Origin of the sequence: Vibrio chemaguriensis (assembly GCF_012275705.1) — a bacterium.
GTDB lineage: Bacteria > Pseudomonadota > Gammaproteobacteria > Enterobacterales > Vibrionaceae > Vibrio > Vibrio diabolicus.
Genome location: NZ_SHOE01000036.1, coordinates 12,421 through 30,625, shown reverse-complemented (window position 1 = coordinate 30,625; position 18,205 = coordinate 12,421). Strand labels below are relative to the sequence as shown.

General features: G+C 45.4%; 14 protein-coding genes and 1 pseudogene. 6 read left to right on the top strand and 9 right to left on the bottom strand.

All coding sequences use genetic code 11. From position 1 onward, the window contains the following. Positions 1-700: 700 nt before the first annotated feature. From EX191_RS21585 to zntR, 4 genes are all read right to left on the bottom strand, one after another. A complete protein-coding gene (locus EX191_RS21585) occupies positions 701-2,836 on the bottom strand; it encodes a lysine decarboxylase CadA (protein WP_193448454.1) in 2,136 nt (711 codons plus the stop codon). A 116-nt stretch (positions 2,837-2,952) separates the two neighbouring features. Next, on the bottom strand, positions 2,953-4,296 hold the full coding sequence (cadB, locus tag EX191_RS21580; RefSeq protein WP_005397292.1) for a cadaverine/lysine antiporter: 1,344 nt from the start codon (positions 4,294-4,296) through the stop codon (positions 2,953-2,955). Between the two features lie 673 nt (positions 4,297-4,969). Then, the gene (cadC, locus tag EX191_RS21575) at positions 4,970-6,538 is read right to left on the bottom strand and encodes a lysine decarboxylation/transport transcriptional activator CadC (RefSeq protein WP_193448453.1); all 1,569 of its coding nucleotides are present in this window, start codon (positions 6,536-6,538) and stop codon (positions 4,970-4,972) included. Between the two features lie 163 nt (positions 6,539-6,701). Continuing rightward, positions 6,702-7,100, bottom strand: coding sequence for a Zn(2+)-responsive transcriptional regulator (gene zntR, locus EX191_RS21570; RefSeq protein WP_005397290.1), 399 nt, complete (start codon positions 7,098-7,100; stop codon positions 6,702-6,704). A gap of 265 nt (positions 7,101-7,365) precedes the next feature. On the opposite strand from zntR, the gene purH reads away from it, so the two are divergent. Together purH and purD are read left to right on the top strand one after the other, a co-directional pair. Next, positions 7,366-8,958 (top strand): bifunctional phosphoribosylaminoimidazolecarboxamide formyltransferase/IMP cyclohydrolase, encoded by a 1,593-nt coding sequence (purH, locus tag EX191_RS21565; RefSeq protein WP_193448452.1) that lies wholly within the window; start codon positions 7,366-7,368, stop codon positions 8,956-8,958. Between the two features lie 154 nt (positions 8,959-9,112). Next, the gene (gene purD, locus EX191_RS21560; RefSeq protein WP_046874616.1) at positions 9,113-10,402 is read left to right on the top strand and encodes a phosphoribosylamine--glycine ligase; all 1,290 of its coding nucleotides are present in this window, start codon (positions 9,113-9,115) and stop codon (positions 10,400-10,402) included. Between the two features lie 82 nt (positions 10,403-10,484). On the opposite strand, the pseudogene EX191_RS21555 reads toward purD, so the two are convergent. Then, positions 10,485-11,183 (bottom strand): annotated as a pseudogene (locus EX191_RS21555) (DUF1481 domain-containing protein). A gap of 39 nt (positions 11,184-11,222) precedes the next feature. Continuing rightward, positions 11,223-11,495 carry a nucleoid-associated protein HU-alpha gene (gene hupA / locus EX191_RS21550; RefSeq protein ID WP_005382524.1) on the bottom strand — a complete coding sequence of 91 codons (273 nt, stop codon included), beginning with the start codon at positions 11,493-11,495 and terminating at the stop codon, positions 11,223-11,225. 253 nt (positions 11,496-11,748) lie between these two features. Between hupA and EX191_RS21545 the strand changes: the two genes are divergently transcribed. Continuing rightward, positions 11,749-12,882: a hemolysin family protein gene (locus EX191_RS21545; protein WP_005397285.1), complete on the top strand. Its 1,134-nt coding sequence runs from the start codon at positions 11,749-11,751 to the stop codon at positions 12,880-12,882. 79 nt (positions 12,883-12,961) lie between these two features. Here EX191_RS21545 and EX191_RS21540 read toward each other — a convergent pair whose 3' ends face one another. Further along, positions 12,962-13,549: a YjaG family protein gene (locus tag EX191_RS21540; RefSeq protein WP_005382520.1), complete on the bottom strand. Its 588-nt coding sequence runs from the start codon at positions 13,547-13,549 to the stop codon at positions 12,962-12,964. 66 nt (positions 13,550-13,615) lie between these two features. On the opposite strand from EX191_RS21540, the gene EX191_RS21535 reads away from it, so the two are divergent. Together EX191_RS21535 and EX191_RS21530 are read left to right on the top strand one after the other, a co-directional pair. After that, positions 13,616-14,539 carry a D-2-hydroxyacid dehydrogenase gene (locus EX191_RS21535; RefSeq protein ID WP_182037332.1) on the top strand — a complete coding sequence of 308 codons (924 nt, stop codon included), beginning with the start codon at positions 13,616-13,618 and terminating at the stop codon, positions 14,537-14,539. A 2-nt stretch (positions 14,540-14,541) separates the two neighbouring features. After that, a complete protein-coding gene (locus EX191_RS21530; protein WP_048625622.1) occupies positions 14,542-15,114 on the top strand; it encodes a uracil-DNA glycosylase family protein in 573 nt (190 codons plus the stop codon). A 239-nt stretch (positions 15,115-15,353) separates the two neighbouring features. On the opposite strand, the gene hemE is transcribed toward EX191_RS21530, so the two are convergent. Both hemE and nudC read right to left on the bottom strand, forming a co-directional pair. Next, complete coding sequence (gene hemE / locus EX191_RS21525) at positions 15,354-16,421, bottom strand: uroporphyrinogen decarboxylase (protein WP_048625623.1); 1,068 nt, start codon at positions 16,419-16,421, stop codon at positions 15,354-15,356. A 247-nt stretch (positions 16,422-16,668) separates the two neighbouring features. Continuing rightward, the gene (gene nudC / locus EX191_RS21520; RefSeq protein ID WP_104969906.1) at positions 16,669-17,466 is read right to left on the bottom strand and encodes an NAD(+) diphosphatase; all 798 of its coding nucleotides are present in this window, start codon (positions 17,464-17,466) and stop codon (positions 16,669-16,671) included. A 177-nt stretch (positions 17,467-17,643) separates the two neighbouring features. Here nudC and EX191_RS21515 point away from each other — a divergent pair, with 177 nt between their 5' ends. Then, positions 17,644-18,135 (top strand): Rsd/AlgQ family anti-sigma factor, encoded by a 492-nt coding sequence (locus EX191_RS21515; RefSeq protein WP_031780615.1) that lies wholly within the window; start codon positions 17,644-17,646, stop codon positions 18,133-18,135. Positions 18,136-18,205 lie beyond the last annotated feature (70 nt).

Here is an 18,205-nt window from a genome sequence, read left to right as displayed (position 1 = left end):
CTTCTAATTGGATTATCATCAACGAGTGCCCACACAGATTGATAGGTTTATATTTTTAAAGAGCTTTTCTAACTTATCCAGCAACTTAGTTGCTCGTCGTTAGGGGTGCGTATCTTACTCCGCACCGCGAGAGAGTCAAGCATTTTTTCAAATTTCTTTTTCTCTCACTTCCGACTCGCTGTGTGACTTTCGTCTCACTCCGTGTCGGTGGATGCGCAGTATAGGGAGTTGAGAAATTAGTACAAGCGTTTTTTTCAAAAAAACTTTCAACCGAACAAATAGCAATCACTTTGTGTGTATACCAAGCGATCTTGGCTATTTTTTCTCATTTAAAAGGATCTTTCCGCAAGAAAAAGGGCGTTTCTACCTGAATTACGATCTTCAAATTTGATGTAATTGAAGCAAATGATATTCGCTCAACGCGCTTTTTCTTTTCTGCCTGCTGTATAAAAGATAAAAAAAGAGCAGAACGATAACGAACTGCTCTTTGGTCTTTGCTTTTTACTTGGGGTACTTCAGGTGAAGTCTTGGAAAAATGTTTCTTCTATATATAGAAGAAAAGATCAGAGCATCCTTGCCCTTCTCTTTTACGACAGATTAGCTAGGGGTATATCTAAATGTCGTGGTTGTTCGATGACACATTGAGCTCGTAAGAGTGGAGCATGCTTGCATTCTCAATGGCGTCATCTTAGAGAGGAACTTAGTTCTTCAATACTTTTACGGTGTAGCTACCATCTTTTTGTTGGTACAGACCGTGGATGTCGGTTTCGAAACCAGGGTAATGCGCACCGATCTCACAAAGCATCTCTAGGAAGTCCAGCACAGGGCGAGACTCTTGAGTCACCATTTCACCAGGAAGTACTAGTGGCACGCCTGGAGGGTAAGGAAGGATCATGTTCGCACTTACGCGACCAACCATTTCTTCCAGTTTGATTTCTTCTACGTTACCGCGAAGCTCTTCTTGCCATGCTGCGTGTGGTGTTACTTTCATTTCTGGAAGAACATCGAACGCTTTGTACATTAGCTCTGGTAGATTGTATTTCTTAGTTAGGTCGTGAATTGCTTGTGCTAATTCTTGAACGCGCATGCCTTCATAGAAGCTTGGGTCTTCATTATATAGCGAAGGCAAGAAGCTCTTGATGGTTAGGTTCAAGTCGTAGCCACGTTTAAATTCAGTTAGACCGCGTAGCAATTGCATTGCTTTTGATTTGTCGATACCGATTGAGAATAGGAACAACAAGTTGTATGGACCTGTTTTCTCTACCACGATGCCGCGCTCGTCTAGGAATTTAGCCACCAGCGAAGCAGGAATACCTGATTCTTCTAGTTCGCCTTCTTTATTCATCCCAGGAGTCAATAGCGTGACTTTGATTGGATCAAGATACATGTGGTTGTCATCCATGTTCTTGAAGCCGTGCCATGTGTCGCTAGGGTCTAGTTTCCAACATTCTGTGGTATCGATGTTTTCTGGTTGCCATACATCGAAGAACCAGCTGTCACTTTCTGCTTCTAGGCGTTTGATCTCTTTACGGAAGCGGATTGCGCGATCGATAGAGTCTTGCATCAACTTCTTACCAGTGTTGCCGCGCATCATTGCCGCTGCAGTTTCAGTAGAAGCAACAATGCCGTACTGAGGTGAAGTTGAAGTGTGCATCATGAATGCTTCGTTGAAAGACTCTTTATCAAAGTCGCCTTTCACGTGAATCATTGAAGCTTGTGAGAACGCTGCCAACAGTTTGTGTGTTGATTGTGTTTCGTAGAACACTTTGCCTGGCATCGCTTCACCACTCATACCACATTTACCTTCGTAAATTGGGTTGAAGTTAGTGTAAGGCACCCAAGCACTGTCGAAGTGGATGTGTTTACAATCTAGCGACTCTTTGATGAATTGCGTGTTGTACAACAGACCATCGTAAGTTGAGTTAGTCACTACTGCGTAACTTGGCGCTATTGCACCTGGTGTTTTCGCCACTTTCTCAGCAATGACATCGCGGCTGAATTCGCTTTGTGGAATACCACCAAGGATGCCGTATGCGTTACGAGTTGGACGGAAGTAGATTGGTGTCACGTCGCTCATCATCATTAGGTGAGTCAGAGATTTGTGACAGTTACGGTCAATCAGTACTGTACTGCCCGCAGGTGCTGAGTACATACCAACGATTTTGTTCGATGTAGACGTACCGTTAGTTACGATGTACGAGCTGTCTGCATTGAATGTGCGTGCGATGTATTCTTCTGCATCTTTATGTGGACCTGAGTGGTCTAGTAGAGAACCTAGCTCAGGCATTGAGATTGATACGTCCGCTTTGAATGTGTTTGGACCGTAAAAATCATAGAAGATGCTACCAGCAGGGCTTTTCTGGAATGCAGTACCGCCCATGTGACCTGGAGTACAGAAGGTGTATTTACCTTCTTCTACGTATTTGAATAGCGCTTTAGTGAATGGAGGCATGATGGCATCTTTGTATGCCTCAGTCGCTTGGTTGATTTTGATAGCGATGTCGTCAGCCATACCTAAAGCGTACTCGAAGAAGCTCACGTTTAGACGTAGATCTGTTAGTGAAATATCTAGAGTAGACTGTTCGTTAGCAAATGCGTGAACAGGCAGTTTTTCGTTGATTTGGCTAATACGTTCACATAGCTCTAGTGAGTATTTATCCCAGTCGAACAGCACACCGCAAATGCGTGGGTTCATCTCAATCATTTTGATCAAGTCTTTATCATCTACTGGGTAAACCACTTCGTAGCCCGCTTTCTCAAGAGCAGCGTGAAGTTGACGAACTGGCTCTTCTTTAAAGAACACACCCATGTGGTTCAAGATAGCGAAAATATTCATTTGGACATCTCCAAGGCGAATGAAGGCGCTCTCTGCCATTTACAGGCAGTGAGTAAGGTGAGCGCCGAGTGAATTTGGGTTTTATGGGCTGGCACCGAAGCGCCAGCGTTTGGGGATTAGTTGCTTGCTTGAGCAGGCATGTCGTCAGCGTGTAGCTTCATGTACTGAGCTAAGCCGGCTTTTTTGCTGTAGAACATCAAGATAACGAGAGATACGATGAAGGTTGCTGTTAGCGTACCGCCTTCTGCACCAGCAAGGGCAATGAAGCAGAACAGACAAGCTACACCAGAGAACAACATTACGAAGCCGTTGCGTGTTGTCATACCTTCGAAGCGAATCAAGTTAATGCTTGAGTAGAAGTAAGGCAGCATAGTTAGTAGAACTGCATCAGTCGTTAGCTGGTTGAACAGGTCTGATGCGTGTGCTGTTTTAGAGCTGAAGAACATCAGTACAACCATTAATGCTGTCATCTTGATTGACGCAAGGATTAGACCTTTCTTAGGCACACCGTTTTTGTCAGTTTCGCCGTAGATTTTAGGGAAGTTGCCATCGCTTGCTGCACGTTTACCAGCCTCGCCCACCAGCATCATCCAAGAACCTAGCGAAGTGAAACATGCTAGTGCTGTGAATGCTGATACGAATGGTGCTGTCCAGCTACCGAATAGCTCAGTGGTTGCCAATGCAAATGGCGCACCTGATGCCGCAACTTCAGAAGCAGGGAACATGCCGCTGATCATTTGAGTTGATAGGATGTAAATCACACCTGCGATACCAGTACCCAGCATGGTTGCTAGCGGTACAGTACGTTTAGGATTTTCTACCATGCCTGTTGATACTGCGGCTGATTCCACACCAACGAATGACCATAGACAGATAAGAACCGCTGTCACAATCGCATGGCTATCCGTACCCGCAGATACGTTCCAGTTTTGGCTGTATAGCGCAGTGTCGAAGTGCGTCCAACCAAACGCCGCTGTACCAACAACAGGAATGAGGATTAGAACAAGACCAAGCGTACATAGACGGCTTACCCAGCTACCACCAAGTAGGTTAACGAAAGTGAAGATCCATACCGATGCAATCGTCGCAATACCTGCTGGGATTGGGTCATTAAGCACAGGGAAGAATACTGAAAGGTAAGAAACACCTGTAATAGCAATAGCTAGGTTACCAATCCAGTTCGCGTGGTAATAAAGCACGCCCGTTTGGAAACCAAAGACAGGTGAAACTTCGCCAGCATAAGCGATAGGACCACCTTCTTGAGGGTTTTTGGTTGCCAGACGAGCGTAAACAAACGCAAGGCTCAGTGCACCGATCAAACAGATCAGCCAACTGAAAATTGAAACAGAACCTACTGAAGCTAGGCTAGAAGGTAACAGTGCAATACCACTACCCATCATGTTACCGGCTACTACACCCGTACAGGCAATTAGGCCGATTTTTTTCGTATTCGATGACATAACATCTCCAAATCTATTCTACTCAAGTCAACGTGACTCAAACTGAACGGTTATTAGCGAGATGCTATGAAGTAGATACCTGCTCGACCTCGCTAAATTTCGAAGTGAAGACTACGCCCAAAAATCGGGAAAAAAATAAACTTGGCGTTATCAATAAAATAATTAGTTCATCAACATCAAGTTGAGATAAACATGATAAACACAAAAACATAAAACTATATTATTCATGCAGTTATAAGAAAAACATCAAGCCTTCTACCGATAGATAAACTCTCATCAACTCGTTGGTAATCGCGATAAAAATTATCAACCTCAATCAACTTCCCCGTCCCGAAGGTTTGATTCCCTGAACTGTTGATTCCATAAATCTCTCCCTGATCGCGCTTTTTGACCCACATCAATATTCATCTCGCCTCCAAGAAAGCATCAGAATCATTCTCGCCACATAACTCAGCCAGACACTCCATACAATCAATAGAGATAGAGATAGAGATAGAGATAGAGATAGAGATAGAGAAGAAAACCGGATATGTCTTCCCGTTGCAAGCTTGCGTTACTGGCTCCTTCGTAAGTCATTACCCCACCGCCCACCCTTTTCACTTTTCGACAGCTACAAAAAAGCCCCTCACCGAAATGAGGGGCTAGTATTAAACTGACGTAGAGTGCGAGAGAATTAAAGCATTCGAACGACAGAAGGGTGAACAGCGCGATACATGGCGTAATCAATCGCCTTCATGTTACTTGGGAAGACCAAGTTTTCGCACAGCAGGTACGTCTCAACCGACGTATCAATATAGAAAGCTTCGCTGTAAGACTCACTGGCCAAATCCAGATCACCATCCAATTCAGCGTGTTTACCACGAATCACATAAGAAAGCACCGAATCACGTAACCTCAAAGCCTGCCCAAGATGCTGCTTGGCTGAGGCCATGTCACCAATAATGGTTTCGTGCAGGGCTAAAGCTTCATAAATTCGCGGTTGAATTGGCCCAACCATCATTTTTACGTTAGTTTCTAGTGCGTCACTCAACTGCTGCACTCGCCCTTTCTTCAACTCCTGTGAAAAATCGAGCACCTTCTGCACGTGGTAAGCAATTAATAACTCTGCCTGAACGTAAGCGTTATCTGGCTCAATTTCTAAAATGTTTTCCAGCAAGTTGACGCCTTGGCGAAACTGCTTGGCATCCGAGACATTGAGATAATGGTTAGCTTGAACAAACAGCTCCAAAGCATCTGGGTTAATTGGCATTCCCGCCACCAGCATCGTGGATTTCAGCTTGGCATCCGGTACTTTCAGGACTTGCATCAAGTCTAACGACGCTTGTTGAAGCACTGTCTTTAAATGGCTGCTGGTTAACGCGTATTGACGACTAAACAACACCTTTTCAGATGAGTTATTGCGATATTCCACCTCTAAAAAGCTACCACCATCATTTTCACGAACCCGCACCACAACCGATTTGCCCGGCACAATACCCGAGGTAAACGACGCCTTCTTTAGCATGACTCGGTAATCGCTCACTTGAGCAATGTCGGACATCAACTTTTGGGCAAACCCGTCTGCCAAGTCGTAGCTTAACCCTTCGCTCGTGAAGTTATCTTGAAACTTGAATTCGATAAGGTGAGTATCGATGGCTTGAGTAATACGCACTTCCGATTGCTTGTAGGTAAACACACCCATCACCACAACCAAAACACTGATCCAGATGAAGTTCATGATCCCCAGGCGCCACGGACTGATTTTATTTTTTTTCTGTGGGGCCTTTTTCTCTTTAGACATCTCACAGACCGCGCGAGTCAGAGGGCCAGCAGGAAAGGTGACGGCAGGTGCGATAGGTAGAGTATCTTCTTCTGATTCTTCAACAATAGGAGGAAGAGTTTCTGAATCACAATGACGACTTGCGAGGAATTCCTCGAGTGTCATTGGGGTCACATTCGCCACCAGCTTGTAACCACGTTTCGGCACTGTAATGACGTAGCTGGTATTTTCTTCCCGACCGTCCCGCAGTAATTTACGCAACTCAAAAATGGACTGAGTCACCACTTGATCGGTCACAATCGCCCCTGCCCAAACGTATTGGATCAATTCCTCACGATTGAACACCTCATTCGCATGCTCCGCTAGGAAATGCAGAAGATTAATTAAGCGTGGCTCAACAGTAACTTCCCTATCTTGTCGATACAGCTTATTTTCATCAACGCTTAAAACCCAGTCATTGATTTGAAAATAGACTCCAACCATGTATGAAAACTCTCGTATCTACAGACAGCGCTACGGCAGGAATCAAACAATGGTCAATTCCTACAGGTAACTAAAGGCGAGATTATAGGTGGGAAAACGGCGTGCACCTAGAAAAGCAAGCCGCCAAAAATGCAAACTTAAGTTAAGTGATGCAGAAATGAGACTACTCAAGTGCTGCAAGGATAGAACAATGAGTAGCATCATCGTCCGTATGACCGCAGCAAGCATCATTGATCTTCTTCAAAGCTCGACGAATTTTCGTTAGCTCGTTAATTTTTCCATCAATCAGCTCTAACTTAGCAGAAGTAATAGCTTTAACCTCTGCACAGCTGTGTTCTGTTGCTTCTAGTTTGATTTCTAGTAGCTCTTTAATCTCATCCAGGCTCAGGCCCAGCTCTTTACCTTTAAGGATGAAGTGTACCTGCTTTTGATTCTCTTCATTATAGAGACGATAACCTGATTCACTTCGACCTGCGGGCTTTATCAGCGCGTTTTTCTCATAAAAACGCAGCGTATCTGCCGTCACACCACAACGTTTTGCCAGTTCACCTATCTGAAACATAACTTTCCCTATTAACTATCTCGTTACTTTTAAAGCTAAAGAACCTCTTTTTCACAATTATTTTTGAGATGCCAAACGATTGCGCGAGCTTTTTTGTAATAAATTGGTTAGAATACGCGCCATCAAATGTGGAGACTGTTTTCTAACCAGAAAACATCCGGCAAAGGTCTTTACCAAAACTGGCCAATATTTTACCCCAAGAGGTAAAAACAAGTTCATTTTTGGCAAACATCTTTAACTCCGTGAATTTGAGGAAAATGGAAGCATGAATAACGCTCGTCCTATTCGCCGTGCGCTTATCAGCGTATCAGACAAAACAGGTATTGTTGAGTTTGCACAAGCTCTTGCTGAGCGCGGTGTCGATATCCTATCTACTGGTGGTACAGCACGCCTAATTGCCGAACAAGGCATCGCAGTAACAGAAGTCTCTGACTACACAGGTTTCCCAGAAATGATGGACGGCCGCGTTAAAACGCTTCACCCGAAAGTTCACGGTGGTGTACTTGGTCGTCGTGGTCAAGATGACGACGTGATGGCAAAACATGGCATCAATCCAATCGACATGGTCGTTGTTAACCTATACCCATTCGCAGAAACCGTTGCAAAAGAAGGCTGTACACTAGCTGACGCGGTTGAAAACATCGATATCGGCGGCCCAACGATGGTCCGCTCTGCAGCGAAAAACCACAAAGACGTGACTATCGTTGTGAACGCTCATGATTACGATCGCGTTATCGCTGAAATGGACGCGAACAAGAAATCTCTCACTCTCGAAACTCGCTTCGACCTTGCCATCGCTGCTTTTGAACACACTGCCGCTTACGATGGCATGATCGCAAACTACTTCGGCACCATGGTTCCATCTTACGGTGAGAACAAAGAAGGTGATGAAGAGTCTAAATTCCCACGTACTTTCAACCAGCAATTCGAGAAGAAGCAAGACATGCGCTACGGTGAAAACAGCCACCAAGCAGCTGCATTCTACGTTGAAGCAAACCCACAAGAAGCGTCTGTTTCTACTGCTCGCCAAATCCAAGGTAAAGCCCTCTCTTACAACAACATTGCAGACACGGACGCAGCACTTGAGTGTGTGAAAGAGTTCAACGAACCTGCATGTGTAATCGTAAAACACGCCAACCCATGTGGCGTTGCGCTAGGTAAAGACATCCTCGAAGCGTACAACCGCGCTTACCAAACTGACCCAACGTCAGCGTTCGGCGGCATCATTGCATTCAACCAAGAGCTAGATTCAAAAACGGCTAGCGCTATCGTTGAGCGTCAATTCGTTGAAGTGATTATCGCACCTTCTGTTTCAGCGGAAGCGATTGAAGTGGTTGCAGCGAAGAAAAACGTTCGCCTACTTGAGTGTGGTGAGTGGACAACTAAAACAACAGACTTTGACGTTAAACGCGTTAACGGCGGCCTGCTAGTTCAAGACCGTGACCAAGGTATGGTTAGTCTGGATGACCTTAAAGTGGTCTCTAAGCGTCAACCTACAGAAGAAGAGCTAAAAGACGCCCTATTCTGCTGGAAGGTAGCGAAATACGTGAAATCAAACGCGATTGTTTACGCGAAAGGTGACATGACTATCGGTGTAGGCGCTGGCCAAATGAGCCGCGTTTACTCAGCGAAGATTGCCGGCATCAAAGCCGCAGATGAAGGCTTAGAAGTTGCCGGTAGCGTAATGGCATCTGACGCTTTCTTCCCATTCCGCGACGGTATCGATGCCGCAGCAGAAGCCGGCATTAAGTGCGTAATTCAGCCAGGTGGCTCAATGCGTGACGACGAAGTTATCGCAGCAGCAGATGAGCACGGCATGGCGATGATCTTCACGGGTATGCGTCACTTCCGCCACTAATTTCCTCTTCGTATTTGGCACTGTGGCGTCGTTAGCTGCTTTCGCCCACCCCGGTTACGTAGCTGGCTATGTTTCCGGGATGGGCTCAATTGTAGCCTAGCCACATCATCAAATACTTTGAGTAAACAGTATTTATAAGATTAAGGATTTTCATATGCGAGTTTTAATCATTGGTTCAGGCGGTCGTGAACATGCGCTAGGCTGGAAAGCAGCGCAAAACCCAAATGTTGAGACTATTTTCATTGCTCCAGGCAACGCAGGTACGGCACTAGAGCCAAAACTAGAGAACGTAAACATCGATGTAGAAGACATCGCTGGCCTTGTTGCTTTCGCCAAAGAAAAGGCGATTGAACTGACTATCGTTGGCCCAGAAGCACCATTGGTTATTGGTGTGGTTGATGCGTTCCGCGAAGCGGGCTTACCAATCTTTGGCCCTACCCAAGCCGCAGCGCAGCTTGAAGGCTCCAAAGCGTTTACTAAAGACTTCCTTGCTCGTCACCAAATCCCAACCGGTGCATACGCAAACTTCACAGAAATTGAACCAGCGCTTGCTTACGTGCGTGAGCAAGGTGCGCCGATTGTGGTGAAAGCCGACGGCCTTGCGGCTGGTAAAGGCGTGATTGTGGCAATGACGCTAGAAGAAGCCGAAGACGCAATCAAAGACATGCTAGCAGGCAACGCATTTGGTGACGCAGGCAGCCGCGTGGTTATCGAAGAGTTCCTAGATGGCGAAGAAGCAAGCTTCATCGTGATGGTGGATGGTGAGAACGTTCTGCCAATGGCCACCAGCCAAGATCACAAACGCGTAGGTGACAAAGATACAGGTCCTAACACTGGTGGCATGGGCGCGTACTCGCCAGCTCCTGTGGTAACACCAGAAATTCACAACCGCATCATGGAAGAAGTCATTTACCCAACGGTACGTGGCATGGCGTCAGAAGGTAACCCATACACAGGTTTCCTATACGCGGGTCTGATGATCGACAAAGATGGTACGCCTAAAGTGATCGAGTACAACTGCCGCTTCGGTGATCCAGAGACACAACCAATCATGATGCGTATGGAATCGGATCTGGTTGATCTTTGCTTGGCTGCGATTGACCAAAAACTGGATCAAGTTGAATCAAAATGGGATCCACGTGCGTCGATTGGTATCGTACTCGCAGCCGGTGGTTACCCAGCAGCGTACAACAAAGGCGATGTGATCTCTGGTCTGCCACAAGTTGAAATTGAAGGCGAGAAAGTCTTCCACGCGGGTACAGACAATAAAGATGGCAACATCGTAACAAATGGTGGTCGCGTATTGTGTGCAACTGCGTTGGGCAACAGCGTATCAGAAGCGCAGCAACGCGCTTACGAGCTTGCAAAACAGATCAGTTGGGACGGCATGTTCCATCGCAGTGACATCGGCTACCGTGCGATTGCACGTGAGCAAGAAAAATAAAAACAACTTAAGTTGGCTAAAAAACAAAAGGCGCATTCAGCGCCTTTTTTATTACTCTGTCAGCAAGTAAGTCTCACCAAGCTTACTCAGCGAGTAATGCTGGTCGTGGTACACAATCAAAGTCATCATCATTGAGCATCAACAGTTCATCAACCGTTGCTTTATTTCGTGACTGCTTGCCGACAAAAGCCACGTAACTGTCTACAGATGAGAGACGCTCGATAATAAATTTTGGCAACGTCTGATTAAACTCGAGTGTCGAGAACGCTTTACCTTTGCAGGTTTCAAACGATTAGCCATTCCAATAACCTTGAATGAGGCTCTGACTGTTACGAGACTGCGCCTTGACCGACGCCACTACATCATTCGCTTCTGTCTTGTAACGTTCTAATTGTTCATGCTGAAGTGGTAAGACTTTACGATTAACGCGATATTGTTGGTAAACCGCTTCGCCATCTTTATTAAAACGGATGTGGATTTGAAAAGGCACCAACTCTTGCTTGGTATCAACTTGCTCACCTTTTCGAATCAACTCTCGAAGCTCACCGTCATCCCAACGGTAGTCACTTTGAAACCAGCCATTATCCCCCATCGTTACGTAATCAGCAGCCGTACTCACGCGAGTGAGTTTCTCGGTCATCCAGTACAAGCTACTTGCGTCTCCAGCAACTTTGCCGCCAGAGAAGTGAGTGAATTGTTCTAAATTAGGAGTTTCAACCGACGAACAGCCAAAAAGGGTAAAGCTAGATAAGAGAAGTGAAGCGAGTAGATGTTTTTTCATGAAGTTGCACCGAGGCAGGATACCTCGGTGCATTCTAACTTAGTTTACTGATTCTTTCAGCGCTTTACCTGCTACGAATGCAGGTACGTTAGCTGCTGCGATTTGAATCTCGTCACCAGTCTTAGGGTTACGACCAGTACGTGCAGCGCGGTGGTTTACTTTGAATGTACCAAAACCAATTAGTTGAACTTGGTCACCCTCTTTAAGTGCACCAGTTACACCATCAAGAGTCGCTTCAAGAGCAGCTTTTGCTTGTGCTTTTGATAGGTCTGCTTTCTCTGCGATAAAGTCGATTAATTGGGTCTTGTTCATTAGGTTTCCCTTCTCATAGGTTATCGAATTCGTCTCACTCTAAAACATAAATGCCCCATCTGGCAAAGGTTTGTAAGCGATCTTTCGATTTTCTGACGTACTTTTAGCCATAATATGAGTAATAACTCACAATTTGTTACCACATACCCCCTGAAAACCCTTGCTTTCCAAGGTATTTGGACCAATTTATAAGGCACTTTTGCGGTTATAATAGCTGCAAATAACCACTATCAAACTACATTCAAGGGCAACTATGCTGCTGTTATCCATTTATATCTCTATTGCAATCGGCATTTCGTTTATCTGTTCGGTGCTGGAGGCGGTACTGCTGAGTATCAGTCCGAGCTACATTGCGCAGCTCAATCAACAGGGGCATCCCGCAGCTGGGCAACTGGCTAAGCTAAAATCAGATATCGACCGACCATTGGCATCCATTCTAACTCTAAATACCATCGCTCATACCATCGGCGCGGCCACTGCTGGTGCACAAGCTGCGGTGGTATTTGGTAGCGAAGCGTTAGGTATCTTTTCGGCAGTGCTCACACTGGCGATCTTGGTGCTTTCAGAAATCGTACCGAAAACAATTGGCGCAACTTACTGGCGTCAATTGGCGCCAACCGCGGCAGTCGCATTACGCTGGATGGTATGGGCGCTAACGCCATTCGTATGGTTTTCAGAGCAAATCACCAAGCGTCTTGCTCGTAACCACGAAGCACCCAAGATGCGTGATGAACTGTCGGCAATGGCGATTCTGGCACGTGAAAGCGGTGAATTTGCCGAGGGTGAATCAAAAATCTTAAGCAACCTGCTGGGCATCCAAGATGTACCTGTAACGCAGGTTATGACGCCACGTCCTGTGGTATTCCGTATCGATGCCACGATGACCATCAATGAGTTCCTAGAAAAACACAAGGATACGCCTTTCTCACGCCCATTGGTTTATAGCGAGCAGAAAGACAACATCATTGGTTTTGTGCACCGCCTTGAGTTGTTCAAACTCCAACAATCAGGTTGTGGACAGAAACAACTGGGAGCAATCATGCGCCCGATTCAAGTGGTGCTAAACAACACGACTTTACCGAAAGTGTTTGACCAAATGATGACTCATCGCCTACAGCTAGCCCTTGTCGTTGACGAATACGGTACTGTGCAAGGCTTGGTGACGTTGGAGGATATTTTTGAACACCTCGTGGGTGAAGAAATCATCGATGAAGCGGATAAAAGTACCGACATGCAGGAGCTGGCTTACCAACGTTGGGAAAGTTGGAAAGAGATGCACGGCGTAATCGAAAGCCGCGATGACGATGAAGAAGAGGAAGAACTGGAGAAGCATCACAAGGAGCCAGAAACTCAAGAAGCGACAAAACCAGGCTCTAAAGAATCGTAATCAGCATTGGGCATAACTGCTCAAACGCCGCAAACAAAAAGGCATCCATTTGGGATGCCTTTTTCTATCTATTCAACGACTAAAGTGCGATACCGATATTGCTCACACCTTCTTCACGTAACTCTTCACGTAAATCTTTAATCAAGCTGATATCACGCTCTACCGCTTCACGCAGTGGACGGAAAATAGCCCACTGCACGTCCCATTCTTCACATACGGCTTCATTTTCTTTCTGATTGTCGTTGGTGATTGGCTCTGCACCTTGCGCTTGCTCTAGATCAGCAACGGTTTGTACCGACTGTTGGCTCACTTTAAGCATTGAATCGAAAAGGTAGTCGCGGTCCAATAGGCCATGCAGTAACGTAGACAAACCCTGACACGCGTCCATCGCTGGATAAACCCCGTAAAAATCGAACTCATCCGCACTTGGGAACAACTCTTCTAACTTCTCTAATTGACGTTCGAAGTTAATTTTCGCGTTCTTAACTGTCAAAATTTCCCATACACTATCAAGAATCGCTCGGTACGCACGCGGGTCAGCAAATTCTGTATTCTCACAAAACATCGCATAGTTTGGATACATGCGTTCACACAGACACGCCATAAAGGTAATTTGTTGCCAAGGTTCTAGTTTTTCTAAACGAACCTGAAGAGGATTCTTAAGCATAGTCACTCAATCATTGAAGAAAAAAACAGCGAAAGTGTACTTGATTCATCACAGGGAAAAAAGTTAATGCCGCATTCAAATCAGATTTTCCTGCTCTCAGAGCATCGCGACACCTACAAAACGTTACTGGCAGAGAAAAATCTGCCCGATCTTTGCCTCACCGACGAACCAGAAGCCGCTCAGATCGTACTAGCGGACCCACCCTTACTATCACAAAGCTTAGACGAATTTTCACAGCTTGAATGGGTGCAATCCACGTTTGCTGGTGTCAACGCCTTAACATCCCCTAGCCTTCGTCAGGACTATACTCTAACTAACGTTCGAGGCATTTTTGGTCCACTGATTGCTGAATATGTTTTGGGTTACAGTATTGCCCATTACCGCCACTTTGCCCGATACCACCAGCAGCAACAAAACAAACAATGGCAGCCTCACCTCTATACATCATTACAAAGTAAAACCATGGTGATTCTCGGTACTGGTAGCATTGGGTGTTATTTGGGCAATGCCGCTAAAGCAATGGGAATAAAAACCATCGGTATGAACCGCACAGGTATTCCGACCTCAGGTGGTGAGTTTCATCAGACCTTTCATATCAGTGAACTAAGTAAGGCATTTGAACAAGCCGACATTGTTGTGAATACCCTACCAAGTACACCGGAGACGCGACAGTTACTTAATCGTCAAACGCTCAGCCAACTAAATCAGGCGTTATTGTTTAACGTAGGTCGTGGCGACGTACTGGATGAGGCAGGGTTGCTCTTCGCTCTGAAAAACCGTTGGGTAGAACACGCCTTCTTAGATGTGTTTGAGCAAGAACCGTTGTCGGTAGAACATCCGTTTTGGAAACTACCGCAAGTCACCATCACTCCACACATTGCTGCGCTGAGTTTTCCCGAGCAAGTCATCGAGATTTTTGCTAACAACTATCTACGCTGGCGCGATGGGTTTTCATTAAATTATCAAGTGGATTTCGAAAAGGGTTACTAAGAATGTCGTTAGACGAGCTATTGCAGCGAGTGAGGGCCTGCCAGATCTGCGCGGATAATTTACCTTTGGGCGCAAACCCTGTCGTACAAGCCGCAAAAGACGCACGCATCCTAATCATCGGACAAGCGCCGGGGACGCGTGTGCACAAAACCTCGATACCTTGGAACGATCCAAGCGGCGATCGGTTACGCCAATGGCTCGATATCGACAAAGACATTTTCTACGACCCAAACAAAATAGCCATTGTCCCGATGGGCTTCTGCTATCCAGGCAAGGGGAACTCTGGCGATTTACCTCCTCGCAAAGAGTGTGCGCCCGCTTGGCACAAAAAGATTCTCGAGCAGTTGCCCAATATAGAGCTGACGCTACTGATTGGTCAGTACTCACAGCAGTACTATCTCACCAACAAACCAAAGACACTCACGCAAACCGTTCAGCAATGGCAGGATTGGGAACCTGATTTTATCCCGCTTCCTCATCCTTCTCCACGCAATACATTGTGGTTAAAGAAGAATCCTTGGTTTGAATCTGAAGTCGTGCCATACCTTAAAAAACGCGTTCACTCGATGCTTTAGGTTACCCATGATCTAATTGATTTTTTATCTGTACAAGAAAATGATCACACAAACACAAAACCGCTAAGCTGTTGTTTATAATGAGATTAAAAAATAAACGTACAGACTAAATAGTAATTAGATCATAGTAGGCCAAATACTACTAGAGCTGTACAACCTTGAGTTTCAGATAAAAATTGAATTTTAGGTAAAAAAAATACCGGCACTGAATGCCGGCATTTGATTGCAAAAAATCTAACTTACTTGTGGTATGGCTTAGATAACTCGTGTACCGCTTCCACAAACACGCCCGCGTTTTCTGGCGGTACATCCAAGTGGATACCATGGCCTAGGTTGAACACATGACCAGTACCCGTATCACCAAAGCCTTCTAGGATATCCGATACTTCTTCGCGGATGCGCTCTGGTGAAGCGTAAAGCATGGATGGGTCCATGTTACCTTGCAGCGCCACTTTATCACCGATACGTGCTTTCGCGTCTGCAATGTTGATTGTCCAGTCTAGACCAACCGCATCACAGCCCGTTGCTGCGATTTGCTCAAGCCACATACCGCCATTCTTAGTAAACAGTGTGACTGGCACGCGGCGACCATCGTTTTCACGAATCAGACCATCTACAATCTTGTGCATGTATTGCAGTGAGAACAGGTTGTAGTCACGAGGCGTCAGTACGCCACCCCATGTGTCAAATACCATTACCGACTGCGCGCCTGCTTTAATTTGCGCGTTTAGGTACTCGATAACGCTGTCTGCCAGCTTATCTAGAAGTAAGTGCAGAGTTTGTGGTTCCGCGTACATCATTTTCTTGATCTTGGTGAAGGCTTTAGAACTGCCACCTTCGATCATGTACGTAGCAAGAGTCCACGGGCTACCAGAGAAGCCAATTAACGGCACTTCACCCTTAAGGTCTTTACGGATCTGACGTACTGCGTTCATTACATATTGCAGTTCACCTTCTGGATCTGGCAAACCAATTTTTTCCACGTCAGCTTTGCATGTAATTGGGTTATCAAAAACAGGTCCTTCGCCCGCAGCAAAACGTAAACCAAGCCCCATTGCATCTGGAATCGTTAAGATGTCCGAGAATAAGATCGCGGCATCAAGAGGAAAACGGCGTAATGGTTGAAGTGTCACTTCGGATGCTAATTCTGCATTTCGACACAAAGACATGAAATCACCCGCTTCTGCACGAGTCGCTTTGTATTCTGGTAGGTAACGACCTGCCTGGCGCATCATCCATACTGGCGTGTAATCTACCGGCTCTTTTAAAAGCGCACGCAGATAACGATCATTTTTTAATTCAGTCATTCCGTAATTCCAACTGTTAGGCTTTCTGTGAAAGGGGGTATTCTATCACTGATTTAAGTCCAATAGCTGTGTGCTTTGCAACCTGGATCAAGTTATTAACTTTTAAATCAATGCTTAATTTGCACCCAATCGGTATCAGTGTTAAAAATTTGTTCGCTAGCGAAAACTACAATTATAAACTGAGTACCCAGTACTCAGCATCTCATAACGACATCTTACTTACCCCCTCCCTCTCGGAGGGTTTTTTTTATCTATTTATCAGATAATTAGAATCAATATCTTGTAGCGTTTGTTCGATAAGCGCTCTTGCAATCGTTCCTTTAGGCGCAACAGGCGGCATCTCGTCAATACCAAACCATTGTGCATCAGACAGCTCAGTGTAGTCTGGAATTAACTCTCCCGATTCATAGTCAGCTAAAAACCCCATCATCATACTCGATGGGAAAGCCCAAGGCTGGCTGCCAAAGTAACGAATATTTTTAACGAGAATTCCTGTTTCTTCATGAATTTCTCGAGCCACACACTCTTCTAATGTCTCACCAACTTCTAAGAAGCCGGCAATAACGGTATACATACCATTTCGATGCCTTGGATGTTGAGCCAATAAGATCTGATTCTCTTTACGCACAGCAACGATAATACATGGAAATATTCGAGGATAATGGAGAGTACGGCATTCGCCACACTGCATAGCTAACTGGTTATTATTAAGAAAGTTTCTTCCACCGCACTGTGGGCAAAAACGCAGACTTTGCGTCATGTGCCCATACTGGACCGCTTTACTTAACAACATAAATAATGGCTCAGGAAAATGCAGGCAGTCGCGTAGTGAGACTAATGGTAGATCATGCTCCAGATCAGACAAATTAAGCCACATGACGGGCGAACCTGAATACTCACCAATGGTTCTTGCACTCACTTCAGGCAGTGATAACTGCTCTGCAGACCCGAAAGGCACAGCACCATCCACCAGCCAAATTTCACTTCCTGCAACAACACACCAGTATGCATTTATCGCGCGGTTAACATCACCTTTTCTTAACATTACACCATCCCTTTGCTTGAAGTTCGTTCATTTTACTGGCAATCTAATTTCATACTAGAGTTTGTCGTTAAGTAAATTTGCACTCTAAATTCTAGTAAGGACAAGAGTTTGTAATAACTTTACTAACTTTGCTTTGCAAAGGATACGTTCGCCAACAGGCGATCAGATCATGAGGGCATGGTCATGCTAAAAAAATTCAAACAAACACAAGACCAGTGGGGTGGCTCAAGTGATGTCATTGATCACTGGTTAGAGACAAGACAATCCCTGATTGTTGAATATTGTAAGCTTGCAGCACTGCAACCTTGTTCGAAAACCAATGTTATTGAACTCCCATCTCCTTCCGAATTGCAGGATTTCTGTCAGCATCTCGTTGATTACATCTCCGAGGGCCATTTTAAAATCTATGACATGGTTATGGATCGCTGGAAAGCGACTGGCTTTGTCGTGACCAATGAGATCAATCAAACTTATGGCCAAATAGTCCTGACAACTGAACCACTATTGAACTTTAACGATAAGTACTCAGAAGTTACTGAAGATGATGAATTAGATGATTTCGATTCTGATATGTGTCTCATTGGCGAAATTCTTGAGACTCGATTTGAAGTCGAGGACTATCTGATACAGCAGATCGCAGAAAGTCTGTCTATGCCCCCAGGGGCTTAGTGTTTGCGAATATTCAGAGACTGAAGGATAGAAAAGACTGACGATCATCGTCGGTCTTTTTTGTTTCTAG